The organism is Sphingobacterium lactis (genome assembly GCF_051951495.1).
GTDB classification, from domain to species: Bacteria; Bacteroidota; Bacteroidia; order Sphingobacteriales; family Sphingobacteriaceae; genus Sphingobacterium; species Sphingobacterium lactis_A.
Map to the genome: position 1 here is coordinate 59,684 of NZ_JBNHAS010000004.1, position 15,430 is coordinate 75,113.

A 15,430-nucleotide genomic window follows, 5' to 3' on the forward strand; every position below is an offset into this window, starting at 1 on the left:
TTTTAATGCATCCCTTGAGAAAATTTACACGCTATGAAAAGAATCATCTATTTATTCGCCGTCTTAATCCTCCTAGTAGGTGCAGACCAGGCCATTGCCGCAGAAATATCAGGATATGTAAGGGACAATGCTGATAACAAAGCTTTAGCTGGAGTACAAGTTTTAGTGAAAAATAAAAATATTGCTACGACCACTGATAAGAACGGATTCTATAAAATCAATGCAGAATCTGGAGATCTATTGATGTTTTCCTATTTAGGATACAAAACAAAAGTGGTAAAAGTCCCTAAAAGCAATAGCTTGAATGTACTATTAGATCAAGGAAATAATCAGTTAGAAGAAGTAGTTGTTGAAAGTTATGGCAGACCCAGACATGCGGATGGAAAAGTTGTTGGTAGTGTTAATATGAGTGTGAGAATGCCAATGCCTATGACAACGAATTCGGAGACTTATCAGGACATTAAGGAGAACACCTTTTTATCCCCTTGAAAGATCCTCTTTCTACCTTTGCAGTAGATGTAGATGCTGCTTCCTATAGCAATGTGCGCAGGATGATCAATGCCGGTCAATTACCTCCTAAGGATGCAGTACGAGTAGAGGAAATGATCAATTATTTCCAATATAACCTTAACCCACCTACCAATGGGGATCCTGTTAAGATTTATACCGAACTATCGGTTGCTCCTTGGAATCCAGAGCATAAATTAATGCGTATCGCATTGAAGGCTAAAAATATGCCTACAGAAAAATTACCGGCATCAAATTTTGTCTTTCTAATCGATGTATCTGGTTCTATGTTTGGAGCCAACCGTCTTCCTTTGGTTAAATCTTCTTTGAAGTTATTAGTAGATCAGTTAAGACCAGAAGATAAAGTGGCTATTGTGACTTATGCAGGTTCAGCTGGGTTAAAACTCAAAAGTACTTCAGGGAGTCAGAAGATGACTATTAAGCAAGCCATTGATGAGTTAGAAGCAGGAGGATCTACAGCTGGTGGGGCTGGTATCAAGCTAGCATACAATATTGCTAAAGAAAATTTTATAAAAGATGGTAATAATCGTATTGTCTTAGCGACAGATGGCGATTTTAATGTGGGAGCTTCATCTGATGAAGCGATGGAAGATCTGATAAGCAGAGAACGTCAAAGTGGTGTTAACTTAACTGTACTTGGTTATGGTATGGGAAATTTGAAAGACAGCAAAATGGAGATACTTGCCAATAAAGGTCATGGTAATTACGCCTATATCGATAACATTTCAGAAGCCCGTAAGGCTATGGTGACAGAATTTGGTGGAACCATGTTTACAGTTGCCAAAGATGTCAAAATTCAGGTTGAATTTAATCCTGCCTATGTGCAAGCCTATCGATTGGTTGGCTATGAAAACCGTTTGTTGGAAGCCGAGGATTTTAATAACGACACGAAATTAGGTGGTGATATGGGGGTAGGGCATACCGTGACTGCGCTGTATGAGCTTATTCCAACAGGTATCATCTCCCAGATCTTCGGGAAAGTTGATCCATTGAAATACCAAAAGGATAAGCAAGCACCTGCTGGAGCTAGCAATGGTGAGTTGGCAACTGTCAAGTTCCGTTATAAAGAACCGACTAGCGATCGAAGTAAATTACAACAACAGGTCGTGTCAGATAAAGCTATAGCTATTGAAAATGCAAGTGAAGATTTTCGTTTCGCTACTGCGGTAGCCGAGTTTGGAATGCTTATCCGTAATTCGGACTTCAAACAAAAAGCAAACTTCCAAAGATTAATTACTCGCGCAAAAGCAGCTAAAGGTAAAGACGATGAAGGTTATCGTGCAGAATTTATCCGTATGGCCGAAAATAGTAAATCGTTGTTCGATACCAATGGATTTAAAGAAAGTGAATAATAATGATGGAATAAATCATTCCCATTCATAAATAGGGTGCAAAGAAAAAGAGGAATATTACATTCCTCTTTTTTTGTTTTTATATTCTAATAAATTAAATCCTTATAAAATTTCTGATTAAACTTATCTACTTATCGTGTTTTTGTTTTTCTTTCCATTGCTGTGCAAAGGATTTATCAGCAATTTTTGGAAGTTCTCTTTTATCACCCCAAGCTTTTTTGAAGAAATTGCGTACAAAGAAGTTCTTTGTTTTTCCGCCGAAGAAGTCTATTAATTTACGCTTCTGTATTGCCCAGGTAAACATCTTCCAGCCTTTTTTCTCCATCGAGGTAGCCATGCCTTCTTGCACAGAATCACGACGATTTAATAATAACATTTTCTGAATATCAATTCCCACAGGACAAACTTCCGTACACTTCCCACATAAAGAAGAGGCAAAGCTCAAGTGTTTGAATTCCTTCATGCCGTTCAAATGCGGAGAGATCAAGGAGCCTATTGGTCCTTGATAGGTGGTTTCATAGGTGTGGCCACCGATATTCTGATATATAGGGCAAACATTCAAACATGCTCCACAGCGAATACAGTAAAGTCCTTGACGCTGCTCCTTTTGTTCCAATACATTGGTCCTGCCATTATCCAAAAGGATAACATACATTTCTTCAGGTCCATCACGTTCCGTACCTTTTTTCGGGCCAGATAATAAAGTGTTATATACCGTTAAGTTCTGCCCGGTACCATGTGAAGCCAATAATGGCCAGAACAAATCCAGGTCATTCATATTCGGGATAACCTTTTCAATTCCCACTACTGCAATATGTACCTTTGGAAAGGTAGTCGTTAATCGAGCATTACCTTCGTTTTCCGTAATCGCGATACTTCCTGTATCGGCAACCAGAAAATTAGCACCCGAAATACCGATATCAGCTGTTGTATATTTCTCCCTAAGGATCTCACGAGCCTTCATGGTCAATTCTTCTGCACTGGCCTCCAAAGGTGTGTCGAATTTCTCATGAAATAACTTGGCGATATCTTCCAGACTCAAGTGCATAGCCGGAGTCACAAAGTGATAAGGCTTATGACCTAATAATTGGATAATAAATTCACCTAAATCACTCTCAATGGTTTCAATTCCTTTCTTTTCCAGAAAATGATTTAATTCTATTTCCTCTGTAGCCATGGATTTAGATTTCACAACCGACTGGGCACCATGATGCTCCATGATACGCCAAATCTCTTCCTGTGCCTCTTTAATATCATTTGCCCAAATAACCCGGCCTCCATTAGCCGTGAAATTAGACTCAAAGTCCAATAGATACTTGTCCAAATTCTCCATCACCTTCCATTTAATCAGGTTGGCTTTGACTTTGGAATTCTCTAAATCGAAAAATTTGCTTTTCCCCTTTTCAAAGGCAACATTATATTTATCAATACCGGTATTGATAATCTGACGATGACGAGCGTCAAAAGATTTTGTCGCGCTATCTTGTAGAAATTTGTCAGCTATTGTTTGTGCCATAGGGGTGGAGTTGAATTCTTGCAAAAATAAAAGTTGGCCGGGATACAGCCAACTTTTAAATATAGTAATTTAATATAAATGTTAAACGCTTATCGTCATTTATTGTTTTGGTTCAATAACATTCAAGCTTAACTCATCCAATTGTTCTTTGGCGATTGTTGCAGGCGCATCAATCATCACGTCACGTCCAGAGTTGTTTTTAGGGAATGCGATAAAGTCACGAATAGTTTCTTGACCACCTAAGATAGCTACTAAACGATCTAGACCAAAAGCTAATCCGCCGTGTGGTGGAGCGCCATATTGGAAAGCATTCATTAAGAAACCAAATTGATCTTGTGCTTGTTCTTCAGTAAAACCAAGATGCTTGAACATCAAAGCTTGCATGTCTTTGTCATGAATACGGATAGAACCACCACCGATCTCATTACCATTTAATACCAAGTCATACGCATTTGCACGAACCTTTCCTGGATCAGTATCCAATAAAGGCATATCTTCTATTTTCGGAGAAGTGAATGGGTGGTGCATCGCATGATAACGGCCACTTTCTTCATCCCACTCCAATAATGGGAAATCAATAACCCAAAGAGGAGCAAATTCATTCGGCTTACGTAATCCTAAACGATTACCCAATTCCATACGTAATGCACTTAGTTGCGCTCTTGTTTTGTTGGCTGGACCGGATAGCACCATGATTAGATCCCCAGCTTTCGCTCCAGTAGCTTCTGCCCATTTCGCTAAATCCGCTTGATCGTAAAATTTATCGACTGATGATTTATACGTTCCATCAGCTTCACATTTTACATATACCATTCCTGAGGCACCAACTTGAGGGCGTTTTACCCAATCCGTTAGTTCATCAATTTGCTTACGCGTATAAGACGCAGCCTCTGGTACCGCAATACCAACTACTAATTCCGCATTATTGAAAATGGCAAACTCTTTTTGTTGAGCAACCGCATTCAATTCGCCGAACTTCATACCGAAACGAATATCCGGTTTGTCATTCCCATAAGTTCTCATCGCCTCATCGAAAGTCATTCTAGGGAATTGCTCAATTTCAATCCCATGAATGTTCTTTAATAGATGACGAGTCATACCTTCAAATACGTTTAAGATATCTTCTTGTTCAACAAAAGACATTTCACAGTCAATCTGCGTGAACTCGGGTTGTCTATCTGCACGTAAGTCCTCATCACGGAAACACTTCACGATTTGGAAATATTTGTCTAGGCCACCTGCCATTAACAATTGCTTGAATGTTTGTGGAGATTGAGGCAGTGCATAGAATTGTCCTGGATTCATTCTTGAAGGAACGATAAAGTCACGCGCCCCTTCAGGAGTTGACTTAATTAAATAAGGTGTTTCAACCTCACAAAAATCTAAACTCGAAAGGTAATTACGAACTTCTTGAGCCACCTTATGGCGGAATAATAAGGAATTCTTTACCGGATTACGGCGAATATCCAAATAACGATATTTCATACGGATATCTTCACCGCCATCAGTATCATCTTCAATGGTGAAGGGAGGTAACTTGGATTCATTTAGAACTTCCAAATCACTCACTTTGATTTCTATTTCACCAGTAGGAATCTTATTGTTTTTGCTGGAACGCTCAATGACGGTTCCCGTTACTTTGATTACATACTCCCGGCCCAATTCTCTAGCCTTGCTGCGTAATGCCTCATCATCCTCACTGTTGAAAGTAAGCTGGGTAATGCCATAACGATCCCTAACATCGATAAAGGTCATCCCACCTAAATCACGAGATTTCTGCACCCATCCACTTAGGGTTACCTTTTTTCCGAGGTCTGTGATTCTCAATTCGCCACAAGTATGTGTTCTATGCATGATTATTTTTTAATTTTTTTGCGTTACAAAATTATCGGATTTATGTGAGATAGACAATAGAATAGCAGAATACACATAAAATGAAGAAAAATGATAGATAATAGATAATAGACATCAGACATCAGAAAACAGATTGTAGGATATACTTGATGGCGGGCGATGCATGCATCGCCCCTACAAACAATCGTGAAAATATTGGCAATTATACTTTAACCGTAGGGTCGAAGCATGCTTCGACCGTTTCCCCTTTTCTATCTCATATCTCACATCTAATAGCGAAGCGGTCTCACATCTACTTTCTGTTGTCTTTTGTCTGTTGTCTCAACGTCTCTCACAGGGGTTGGATTCGAGACTCTAACGGATCTCCTTCGGAACTTGTTCGGAACTCCTTCGGATCTCGTTCGGTTCCGACCGAACGAGATCCGAAGGAGATCCCTATCAGATCCAAGGAAATTCCCTAAGTGTAGCGAATCCATATACTGTCAATATCGAAGGAAATATAACCTTGACTTAACTTCTTCTAGACAGAAGAGCTTATCGTTTTTGACGTATCCTAAAATCAACCTAAAGGTTATTCGTTTGAGAGCCAAAAGTTCATCTAGAAAAGAAACATTTTGGAATAAATCTCCCACTTTGCCCCCTTTCAAGGCACAAGTAGTATGACCTTGCTCCACTTCACCCCACAAGGGCAAAAATTTGGTCTTGTAACAGCTGTTTGCTAGTGTTTTAGCTAGTCAAAGGTGCTTGATTTGGACCATTTGATACAAAATGTAATTTATTGTGTTTCAATATTATTATCGCTTTTTGACCAGTTTAAGGCCTATTTTGTAGTAGATAGGCTATGTGGAAAACTTTTTTGTGGGGCATTGTGGGGGATTGTGGGAGAAAGTGTATACTTTTACATAATAATTACCGTAGAAGTATAGAAATGGAACCATTAATTGGCGAGTTTGAATGCAAGCTAGATAGCAAGGGACGCATGGTCGTACCTGCTTCGCTCAAAAGGCAATTGCCTGATGTTGAGCGTCTAGGTCTTGTTGTGAACCGTGGGTTCGAAAAGAACTTGGTGATCTATACGCGGGAAGAGTGGAATAAGAAGATGGCTCAACTGTCGAGTTTGAATCAATATAATCCAAAGACGAGGAATTTCATCCGGATGTTTATGCGTGGTGCTACGGAATTGACTTTGGATGCTGCGGGAAGAGTTTTGTTACCGAAATCGCTTTTGGAATATGCGAATATTCAAGGGGAGGTTTTCTTGCAGTGTCAAATGGATCAGATTGAGGTTTGGGCGAAAGAAGAATACGAAGCATTGATGGAAGCAGGATTTGATGAAGGTTTCTCAGAATTGGCACAAGAGGTAATGGGTAATTTTAATTTTGGGGGAATGCCAAATGAGTAATGAGATTGGATACCATGTTCCTGTCATGTTACGCGAGTGCATAGAAGCACTAGCAATCAAACCAAACGGGGTTTATGTGGATGTGACTTTCGGTGGAGGAGGTCATTCCAAGGAGATCTTGAAACACTTAGGGCCGGATGGCCGACTATATGCATTCGATCAGGATCCGGATGCGGTTAAAAATGCCTTGGCAGATGATCGCTTCCGTTTGATTCATCAGAATTTTAAGTTCTTAAAAAATAATTTACGTCTAGAAGGGGTGAAGCAAGTGGATGGGATTTTGGCGGATTTGGGGGTTTCCTCGCATCAATTTGATGCTGCAGATCGCGGTTTTTCCATTCGTTTCGATGCCGATTTGGATATGCGCATGGATCAAATCTCGGATTTGGATGCGAAGAAGGTGTTGAATACCTATCCAGAGGATGAGCTTCATCGAATCTTCGGCATGTATGGCGAAATTCAAAATGCTAAATCTCTGGCAAAGGCAATCGTTACAGCACGCTTGACCAAAGAAATTCAGACTGTTGCGGAATTGAAGCAGGTGATTCAGAAGCTGGTGCCAAAAGGAAAAGAGCATAAGTACCATGCGCAAGTTTTTCAAGCTTTACGCATTGAGGTAAATAAAGAGTTGGAAGCCCTTCAAGAGTTTCTGTCGCAGACGGAGCAAATATTAAAGCCAGAAGGAAGATTGGTCGTGATGTCCTATCATTCTTTAGAGGATCGATTGGTGAAGAACTACATGGCCAAAGGGAAATTCAAAGGTGAGGTAGAGAAGGATTTCTTCGGTAATGAAATCAAACCATTTAAAGTAATCAGTCGTAAGGCGATAGTAGCCGATGCGGAAGAGGTTGCTCGAAACAATAGAGCCCGCAGTGCAAAATTGCGGATTGCAGAAAAGATTTAACGAGAGATTAGATGGCAAAAAGGAATACGATCAAGCAAAAGGAACTGAGCGAAGAAGTTCAGGAGGAGATGTCGGATGAGTTGGAAGAGAAAGTAGAAGAGACCGAGAATTTCCTCAAGACCTTTTTTTCCTCCCAAAAGCTATCTGCCTATCTAGTTACGAAGAACCTGCCATTTGTGGCTTTTCTTGCTTTGTTAGGTTTGGTTTATATCACCAACAGACATTTGGCAGAGAACACGGTTCGTCGAATTGATAAATTGGGAAGAGAGGTGAAGGAATTGAGTTGGGATTATAAATCCTTGAATGCTGAGTTGATGAAATTAACAACGCAGACGGAGATTGCCAAACGGGCAGACACACTAGGATTAAAAGAGCGGACGGAGCCGCCAATTAAATTAGAAGTAATAAAACAAGAGCAAAAGTAATCACATTACCAAACATGAATATTAGGAAAACCATATTACTGCGGGTGTACCTGGCGTTCGGACTAATGGTCTTCGGGGCCTTATTGGTCTTTGGGAAGTTGTTGCATTTGCAATATGTAGATGGTGCGCGTTGGCGTGAGATTGCTGATAGTTTGACTATCCGCGAGCGGGTTGTGGAAGCGGCACGTGGAAACATCTACTCCAATGATGGAAGTTTACTGGCTACTTCGGTACCAGAATATGATATTAGGTTTGATGCGATGGCCATTCCATCCGAGCATAATGATGTCTTCAATGCTCGGGTGGATTCTTTGGCCTCCAGCTTGGCGAAATATTTTGGTGATCGTTCTGCTCGTCAATATCTGACGCAATTGAAGGAAGCAAGAGCTAAGAAGCATCGCTATGTTTTGATAAAACGTGCTGTTTCGCATCAGCAATTAAAGGATTTGAAGAAATTTCCTTTATTCAAGACTTTTAAAGAAGATAAGCAGCGCTTTTCCAGTAGCTTAATTGCTGTTCGCGAAAACAAACGTATTCTTCCTTTCACCAATCTAGCAGCACGTACTATTGGTTATAAAAATACCAAAGGAGATACCGTTCGAGTGGGATTGGAAGGTGCTTATGGCGATTATATCGAAGGAAAGAGCGGGGTGCAGTTAATGCAGCGTATAGCAGGTGGCGTTTGGATTCCTGTGAATCGCGAAATGGAAGTAGCGCCTACTGATGGTTCGGATATCATTGCGACCATCGATGTCAATATGCAAGATATGGCACAGCGTGCCTTAGAAAAACAATTGCAAATTTCAGATGCGGATAATGGTTGTGTGGTATTGATGGAAGTGAAAACCGGAGAGATTCGTGCGATTGCCAATTTCACAAGAGATGGTGAAGGCGTTTATCGTGAGAAATTCAACTATGCCATTGCTCAAGGAGCTGACCCAGGATCAACTTTTAAAGTAGCCTCTTATTTGGTGGCTTTAGATGATAATAAAGTCAATCTAAATACAACAGTGGATGTTGGAAATGGTACCTATAAGGTTCCTTCCCATACCATTAAGGATTCTCACGCGCCTAAAAAGTCAGTAATGACTGTTTTAGAAGCGTTTGAAGAATCGTCGAACGTGGCCGTTGCAAAACTGATCAACCAACATTATGGTAGCAGTCCTGAGAAGTTTACTGGGAAATTACAATCATGGGGTTTAAACCAACAATTGGGTTTACAGATTCCTGGAGAAGCACAGCCATGGGTGAAAATGCCGGATAGCCGTTCATGGAGTAAATTATCCTTGGTACAGATGGCTTATGGTTATGAGTTGAAATTAACGCCATTGCAAACATTGACCTTATTCAATGCGGTTGCTAACGATGGTAAAATGATAGCTCCATTATTTGTTAAGGAAATTCAGCATTTAGGGCAGCCCATTAAAAAGTTTGAAGCTCGCGTAATTAACAAGCAGATTGCTTCCCCGGAAGCGATTAAATCCATGCAGACCATGATGGCGGGTGTGATGAACGAAGGAACAGGAAAACGCTTGAAAAGCCCATTATACACTTCAGCTGGTAAGACTGGTACAGCACAGATGGCTGATGGTTCACGTGGTTATGGAGCTAGACGATATCAATCTTCTTTCGCAGGATATTTCCCAGCGGAGAATCCAAAATATTCCATGATTGTGGTTATTCGTAATCCGAGAAACGGTTATTATGGTGGTTCTGTTGCGGGACCTGTATTCAGGGAATTAGCAGATATGGTTTATGCGAATGATCTTTCGATGCACCATACGTTTGCTGAGCGTCAGGTGAATGTGGCAGGTGCGAAAGTACCATATACCTTAAGAGGTTCAAAAGAAGCAACAGCTAAAGTTTATGAGAAGTTAGGCTTCAAAACGGTGAATTGGACTTCATTAGTTAAAGCAGAAAAAGATTCAGCAACACAGACAAATTTACCATTTGCAGTAGCGGAGGTTCGTGAGGGCTTAGTTCCAAATGTTAAGGGAATGGGTCTAGTGGATGCGATATATGCCATGGAAAATGCTGGTTTTAAAACCACTGTTCATGGAAAAGGAAAAGTTATCAATCAATCATTGGCAGCAGGACAACGCTTGAAACCTGGTACCCGTGTATTAATAGAATTGAATTAAGATGTTATTAAAAGACTTGTTGCACGGCATACCGGTACAGGAGTACCAAGGCGAATTGGAAACAACGGTTTCCAGTCTGTGTCTTGACTCGCGCAAAGCAGAGGCGGGTTCCGCTTTTGTTGCTGTACGTGGGCATCAAACCGATGGTCACTTGTTTATTGCAAAGGCAATTGAACAAGGCGCAACAGTAGTGGTGGCTGAGGAGCTGCCTCAAGAAATTCAAGCAGCGGTTACTTATGTTTTGGTTCCAGATTCAGCGTATGCCTTAGGGGTAATGGCAGGGAACTTCTACGGTAATCCATCAAAGAAATTGAAACTAGTGGGTGTTACAGGAACCAATGGAAAGACAACCGTAGCAACTTTACTGTTCAATTTATTTGGAAAATTAGGATACCATGTGGGTTTACTTTCTACCGTTCAAAATCAGATCGGTGAACGTATCATACCTTCGACACATACTACACCTGACCCTATTTCTTTGAATGCTTTATTGAAAGAAATGTTGGAAGATGGTTGTGATTTTTGCTTCATGGAAGTGAGTTCGCATGCGGTGGTTCAACAACGTATTGCAGGACTTCGTTTTGCGGGTGGAATATTCACGAATATCACGCATGACCACTTAGACTTTCATGGAACCTTTGCCAATTACATTAAGGCAAAGAAAAAGTTCTTTGACGATTTAGATCGTTTTGCTTTTGCCTTGACCAATGTGGATGATAAGAATGGTCAGGTTATGTTGCAAAATACATTTGCACACCGCAAAACCTATGGTTTACAGCAAATGGCTGATTTCAAAGCGAAGATTTTGGAGAGTCATTTTGATGGTATGCTCTTGCAGATCGATCAGCATGAGCTATGGGTGAAATTGGTGGGTCACTTTAATGCCTACAACCTGTTAGCGGTATATGCTGCGGCGATCTTGTTAGAACAGGAAACCATGCACGTGTTAACAGCACTTTCCGAGATTACTGGAGCAGAAGGAAGATTTGAGACCTTGAAGGCGAAAAATGGGGTGGTTGCAATTGTCGATTATGCACATACACCGGATGCGGTTGAAAATGTCCTAGAGACCATCAATGGATTGCGTCAAGAAGGACAACAAGTATTGACGGTATTGGGTTGTGGTGGTGACCGCGATCGTACGAAACGTCCGGAAATGGCGGAGGTAGCTTGTCGTCTAAGCGATAAAGTTATCCTAACATCAGATAACCCAAGGTCAGAAGAACCAGGAGCTATTATTAAAGAGATGGAAGCAGGAGTTCCAGCTGAGAAGAAAAAGAATGTATTCTCCATTACTGATCGTCGAGAAGCTATCCGAGCAGCCTTTCACCTTGCGCAAGCAGGAGATGTGATTTTGGTGGCTGGAAAGGGGCACGAGAAGTACCAAGAGATAAAAGGAGTGAAGAACCACTTCGATGATAAAGAAGAATTAATAAAGATTTTTAACGAACATAACTAAACGGATGTTATACTATTTATTCACTTGGTTAAACGAGCATATCCACATTCCAGGAGCAGGATTGTTTCAATACATCTCTTTCCGTACGGCAATGGCGGTTATTGGTTCGTTAATTATCACCACTGTCTATGGTAGCCGTTTAATCCGTTTACTGCACCAAAAACAAGTAGGAGAGAGCATTCGTGACTTAGGATTAGAAGGGGAGAAGAAAAAACAAGGTACTCCAACCATGGGAGGTTTGATTATTATCGCCGGTATTCTTATACCGACTTTGTTATTTGCCAAGCTGGATAATATCTATGTCATCATCATGATCATCACTACCCTTTGGATGGGCGCTATTGGTTTCTTGGATGACTATATCAAAGTTTTTCGCAAGAATAAGGAAGGTTTAGCAGGTCGTTTCAAGGTGATTGGACAAGTAGGTTTAGGTGTCCTAATAGCGATTACGATGTATTTTCATCCGGATATCGTTGTTCGTCAACAAGTAACCAACCCTTCTTCATCAAGACCAGTCGAGGTTGTTATCAATCCATCAACCGGGGAGAAGATTTATGCGGAGAATGTGAAATCGACTAAGACAAACATTCCGCTTTATAAAAACAATGAATTCGATTACGCCAAGGTTTTGGATGTATTCGGTTTAAATAATGTATGGGTCACTTTTGGATTGTTTTTGATCGTTGTGGTCTTAATTGTTACCGCAGTTTCCAATGGTGCTAACCTGACAGATGGTATAGATGGATTGGCTACGGGTACATCGGCAATTATCGGTATTACATTAGCGATTCTAGCCTATGTTTCGGGTAACATTATCTTTTCGGACTACTTAAACATCATGTATATCCCGAATTCCAGTGAGCTGGTAATTTTTGCGGGAGCCTTTGTTGGAGCATGTACTGGGTTTTTGTGGTACAATGCCTATCCGGCACAAGTGTTCATGGGTGATACAGGTAGTTTAACTATTGGAGGTATCATCGCTGCATTTGCCATTTTGATCCGTAAGGAATTATTGATTCCGGTATTGTGTGGGGTGTTCTTGTTGGAGAACTTATCCGTGATCTTGCAAGTATCCTATTTCAAGTACACGAAAAAGAAATTTGGAGAAGGTAGACGCATCTTTTTGATGTCGCCATTGCATCACCATTACCAGAAGAAAGGTTACCATGAATCCAAGATCGTAACACGCTTTTTAATCGTATCGATTATTCTAGCCATCATTACGATTGTCACATTGAAAGTTAGATAACATGTCAAATATTGCAAATACATATTACCCACAATCAGGCCGCTTAGTGATTCTAGGTGCGGGAGAGAGTGGTGTGGGTGCCGCAATCTTAGGTAAGGATAAGGGCTTTGACGTGTTTGTTTCAGATATGGGAACCATAGCTGAAGGATATTTGAACAGCTTGCAAGCAGAAGGTATTGCCTTTGAATCGGGACAACATACAGAGGCTTTGATTCATAATGCTGATTTAATTGTTAAAAGTCCGGGTATACCTGAAAAGGCGGCATTGATTCAGCAATTGCGCGCGATGGGCAAACCGATTATCTCGGAAATTGAATTTGCAGCCCAGTATACTGATGCAAAATTATTCTGCATTACAGGTTCCAACGGTAAGACAACGACTACCTTATTGACCTACCACCTTTTAAAGGATGCTGGATTAAACGTGGGCTTGGCTGGGAATATCGGGAATAGTTTTGCTTTACAGGTGGCGCGTGAGCAACACGATTGCTACGTATTGGAAATTTCCAGTTTTATGCTGGATGATATGTATCATTTCCGTGCTGATGTAGCTGTATTATTAAACATTACCCCTGACCATTTGGACAGGTATGAATATAAGATGGAGAATTATGTGGCTTCTAAGTTCCGCATCGTGCAGAACCAAAAAGAGAGTGATTATTTCATCTATTGTCAGGATGATGCGGAGACCGTTGCGGCCTTAGAAAAGCATCCGACTGCGGCAATGCATTTGCCATTTACACAAGAAGGAACATTGGCACAAGGTGCTTATGTGGACAGCGACAAGAACTTAAACATCATAGTACCAAATAGAGAAGCTTTTATCATGAATATTGAAGAATTATCACTCCAGGGCAGACACAACGTGTATAACAACAGCGCAGCAGGTTTAGTAGCGAAGGTTCAGGAATTGCGCAATAAGGTTATGCAGGACAGCATGCGTTCATTCGAGAATGTGGCGCATAGACTGGAGCATGTAGCATGTATTGGCGGTGTAAACTATATCAACGATTCTAAAGCGACGAATGTGAATTCGGTTTGGTATGCCTTAGAAAGTTTCAGCACCGAAATCGTTTTGATTATGGGTGGTGTAGACAAAGGCAATGACTACGAGATGTTGCGTGATTTAGTGAAATCAAAAGTTAAAGCCATCATCTGTATTGGTAAAGATACGAGTCGTATTCATGAGGCGTTTGAGGATGATACCGATGTAATTGTGAATTCCGCATCTATGGGTGATGCTGTTCAGATTGCATCGCATTTAGCGAAAAAGGGAGATACCGTTTTGTTGTCACCAGCATGCGCCAGCTTTGATTGGTTTAAGAATTACGAAGATCGCGGCGATCAATTCAAAGATGCCGTAATGCATTTATAAGAAATTACATAAGGAGGAGCAGGACTATGGAATACATTTTTTCTAAACTAAAAGGCGATAAGTGGATCTGGATCATTGTGATCTTGTTGTCCATTTGGTCTCTACTGGCTGTTTACAGCTCAGTAGGTACGCTGGCTTATAAAGAAGGCAAAGGAACAGAATTATACTTGTTTAAGCACTTCTTTATCGTAGCTGCTGGTTTAGGATTGATGTACTTGTCGCACAAATTGGATTACCGTTATTATGCGGGTATTTCCAAATTGCTCATGATCATCACGATCCCTTTATTGTTATACACGCTATTATTTGGTAGTAAGGTAAATGAGGCGAGCCGTTGGTTAACTATTCCGGTAATCAATCAGACTTTCCAGACATCAGATTTGGCAAAATTGGCTTTGATTACCTTTTTGGCGAGGATGTTATCGCGTAAGCAAGAGGAGATTAAGGACGTCAAGAAATCGTTTATTCCTATTATGGGAGCTGTATGTGCGGTTTTCGTGTTAATTGCTTTAGCGAATCTATCGACTGCATTGATGTTGTTTGGGGTTAGTGTGTTGTTGTTGATGATTGGCCGTATTAGTTTTAAACAGATTGCGGTGGTTTGTGTTGGGGGAGCTGTTTTATTATTGTTGGTCATCTTTTTAGGCCCACGTCGAGCAACGTATGTGAGTCGGGTTCAGGGCTTCTTCAATACGGAGGAAGTTCACGATGGAAAAACCAGTTTTCAAGATGATAAGAACTTCCAGGCTAACAATGCGAAGATTGCCATTGCTACTGGAGAGATGTTTGGAAAAGGCGTAGGTAACTCCGTTCAACGAAATGTATTGCCACACCCGTATTCCGATTTCATTTTTGCGATTATCATTGAAGAATATGGTACAATAGGCGGGGCTATACTCTTGTTTTTATACATCGCTTTAATGTATCGATGTATACGGATTGTGACGATGAGTCCAAGAGCCTTTGGAGCCTTTTTGGCGGCTGGCCTTGGATTTAGTTTGACCATACAGGCATTAGCCAATATGGCAGTAGCTGTTGGTTTGGGTCCAGTAACCGGGGTGCCATTGCCATTGGTAAGTATGGGAGGTACATCCATTCTCTTTACATCGGTAGCCTTGGGTATTATTCTGAGTGTAAGTAGAAATATTGAAGAGTTAAAAAACCAGGAAGAATTGGAACCTGTAGTTCGCCCAGCGAAAAAGGTGGTGGTAGGTACGATTTAATC

General features: G+C 40.9%; 12 protein-coding genes. 10 read left to right on the forward strand and 2 right to left on the reverse strand.

What is annotated here, in order from left to right; genetic code table 11:
• Positions 1 to 33 precede the first annotated feature (33 nt).
• Both ACP6L2_RS14415 and ACP6L2_RS14420 read left to right on the forward strand, forming a co-directional pair.
• Positions 34 to 489, forward strand: coding sequence for a carboxypeptidase-like regulatory domain-containing protein (locus tag ACP6L2_RS14415; protein ID WP_440510034.1), 456 nt, complete (start codon positions 34 to 36; stop codon positions 487 to 489).
• Positions 486 to 1,880, forward strand: a complete 1,395-nt coding sequence (locus tag ACP6L2_RS14420; RefSeq protein WP_440510035.1) for a vWA domain-containing protein — start codon at positions 486 to 488, stop codon at positions 1,878 to 1,880. The genes ACP6L2_RS14415 and ACP6L2_RS14420 overlap by 4 nt, the downstream gene beginning before the upstream one ends.
• 127 nt (positions 1,881 to 2,007) lie before the next feature.
• On the opposite strand, the gene ACP6L2_RS14425 is transcribed toward ACP6L2_RS14420, so the two are convergent.
• Both ACP6L2_RS14425 and aspS read right to left on the reverse strand, forming a co-directional pair.
• Entirely contained in the window at positions 2,008 to 3,396 is a 1,389-nt protein-coding gene (locus ACP6L2_RS14425; protein ID WP_440510036.1) for a LutB/LldF family L-lactate oxidation iron-sulfur protein, read from the reverse strand.
• A 99-nt stretch (positions 3,397 to 3,495) separates the two neighbouring features.
• Entirely contained in the window at positions 3,496 to 5,250 is a 1,755-nt protein-coding gene (gene aspS / locus ACP6L2_RS14430; protein WP_440510037.1) for an aspartate--tRNA ligase, read from the reverse strand.
• Positions 5,251 to 6,178: 928 nt separating this feature from the next.
• Between aspS and mraZ the strand changes: the two genes are divergently transcribed.
• From mraZ to ACP6L2_RS14470, 8 genes are read left to right on the forward strand one after another with little or no spacing between them, the layout of a single operon-like run.
• Positions 6,179 to 6,652: a division/cell wall cluster transcriptional repressor MraZ gene (mraZ, locus tag ACP6L2_RS14435; protein ID WP_344673527.1), complete on the forward strand. Its 474-nt coding sequence runs from the start codon at positions 6,179 to 6,181 to the stop codon at positions 6,650 to 6,652.
• Positions 6,645 to 7,556, forward strand: coding sequence for a 16S rRNA (cytosine(1402)-N(4))-methyltransferase RsmH (gene rsmH / locus ACP6L2_RS14440; RefSeq protein WP_440510038.1), 912 nt, complete (start codon positions 6,645 to 6,647; stop codon positions 7,554 to 7,556). Before mraZ ends, rsmH begins: the two co-directional genes overlap by 8 nt.
• A gap of 11 nt (positions 7,557 to 7,567) precedes the next feature.
• Entirely contained in the window at positions 7,568 to 7,981 is a 414-nt protein-coding gene (locus ACP6L2_RS14445) for an FtsL-like putative cell division protein (protein WP_344673529.1), read from the forward strand.
• A 14-nt stretch (positions 7,982 to 7,995) separates the two neighbouring features.
• Positions 7,996 to 10,122 (forward strand): penicillin-binding transpeptidase domain-containing protein, encoded by a 2,127-nt coding sequence (locus tag ACP6L2_RS14450; protein WP_440510039.1) that lies wholly within the window; start codon positions 7,996 to 7,998, stop codon positions 10,120 to 10,122.
• A 1-nt stretch (position 10,123) separates the two neighbouring features.
• Complete coding sequence (locus tag ACP6L2_RS14455) at positions 10,124 to 11,581, forward strand: UDP-N-acetylmuramoyl-L-alanyl-D-glutamate--2,6-diaminopimelate ligase (RefSeq protein ID WP_440510040.1); 1,458 nt, start codon at positions 10,124 to 10,126, stop codon at positions 11,579 to 11,581.
• A 4-nt stretch (positions 11,582 to 11,585) separates the two neighbouring features.
• Positions 11,586 to 12,830 carry a phospho-N-acetylmuramoyl-pentapeptide-transferase gene (gene mraY, locus ACP6L2_RS14460; RefSeq protein ID WP_440510041.1) on the forward strand — a complete coding sequence of 415 codons (1,245 nt, stop codon included), beginning with the start codon at positions 11,586 to 11,588 and terminating at the stop codon, positions 12,828 to 12,830.
• A gap of 1 nt (position 12,831) precedes the next feature.
• On the forward strand, positions 12,832 to 14,205 hold the full coding sequence (gene murD, locus ACP6L2_RS14465; protein ID WP_440510042.1) for a UDP-N-acetylmuramoyl-L-alanine--D-glutamate ligase: 1,374 nt from the start codon (positions 12,832 to 12,834) through the stop codon (positions 14,203 to 14,205).
• Between the two features lie 26 nt (positions 14,206 to 14,231).
• On the forward strand, positions 14,232 to 15,428 hold the full coding sequence (locus ACP6L2_RS14470; protein WP_344673534.1) for an FtsW/RodA/SpoVE family cell cycle protein: 1,197 nt from the start codon (positions 14,232 to 14,234) through the stop codon (positions 15,426 to 15,428).
• Positions 15,429 to 15,430: the final 2 nt, after the last annotated feature.

Excerpts from the sequence above, each read along its gene's own strand:
- ACP6L2_RS14415 (WP_440510034.1), top strand. The coding sequence starts at position 34 with ATGAAAAGAATCATCTATTTATTCGCCGTCTTAATCCTCCTAGTAGGT.
- ACP6L2_RS14425 (WP_440510036.1), bottom strand. The coding sequence starts at position 3,396 with ATGGCACAAACAATAGCTGACAAATTTCTACAAGATAGCGCGACAAAA.
- aspS (WP_440510037.1), bottom strand. The coding sequence starts at position 5,250 with ATGCATAGAACACATACTTGTGGCGAATTGAGAATCACAGACCTCGGA.
- mraZ (WP_344673527.1), top strand. The coding sequence starts at position 6,179 with ATGGAACCATTAATTGGCGAGTTTGAATGCAAGCTAGATAGCAAGGGA.
- rsmH (WP_440510038.1), top strand. The coding sequence starts at position 6,645 with ATGAGTAATGAGATTGGATACCATGTTCCTGTCATGTTACGCGAGTGC.
- ACP6L2_RS14445 (WP_344673529.1), top strand. The coding sequence starts at position 7,568 with ATGGCAAAAAGGAATACGATCAAGCAAAAGGAACTGAGCGAAGAAGTT.
- ACP6L2_RS14450 (WP_440510039.1), top strand. The coding sequence starts at position 7,996 with ATGAATATTAGGAAAACCATATTACTGCGGGTGTACCTGGCGTTCGGA.
- ACP6L2_RS14455 (WP_440510040.1), top strand. The coding sequence starts at position 10,124 with ATGTTATTAAAAGACTTGTTGCACGGCATACCGGTACAGGAGTACCAA.
- mraY (WP_440510041.1), top strand. The coding sequence starts at position 11,586 with ATGTTATACTATTTATTCACTTGGTTAAACGAGCATATCCACATTCCA.
- murD (WP_440510042.1), top strand. The coding sequence starts at position 12,832 with ATGTCAAATATTGCAAATACATATTACCCACAATCAGGCCGCTTAGTG.
- ACP6L2_RS14470 (WP_344673534.1), top strand. The coding sequence starts at position 14,232 with ATGGAATACATTTTTTCTAAACTAAAAGGCGATAAGTGGATCTGGATC.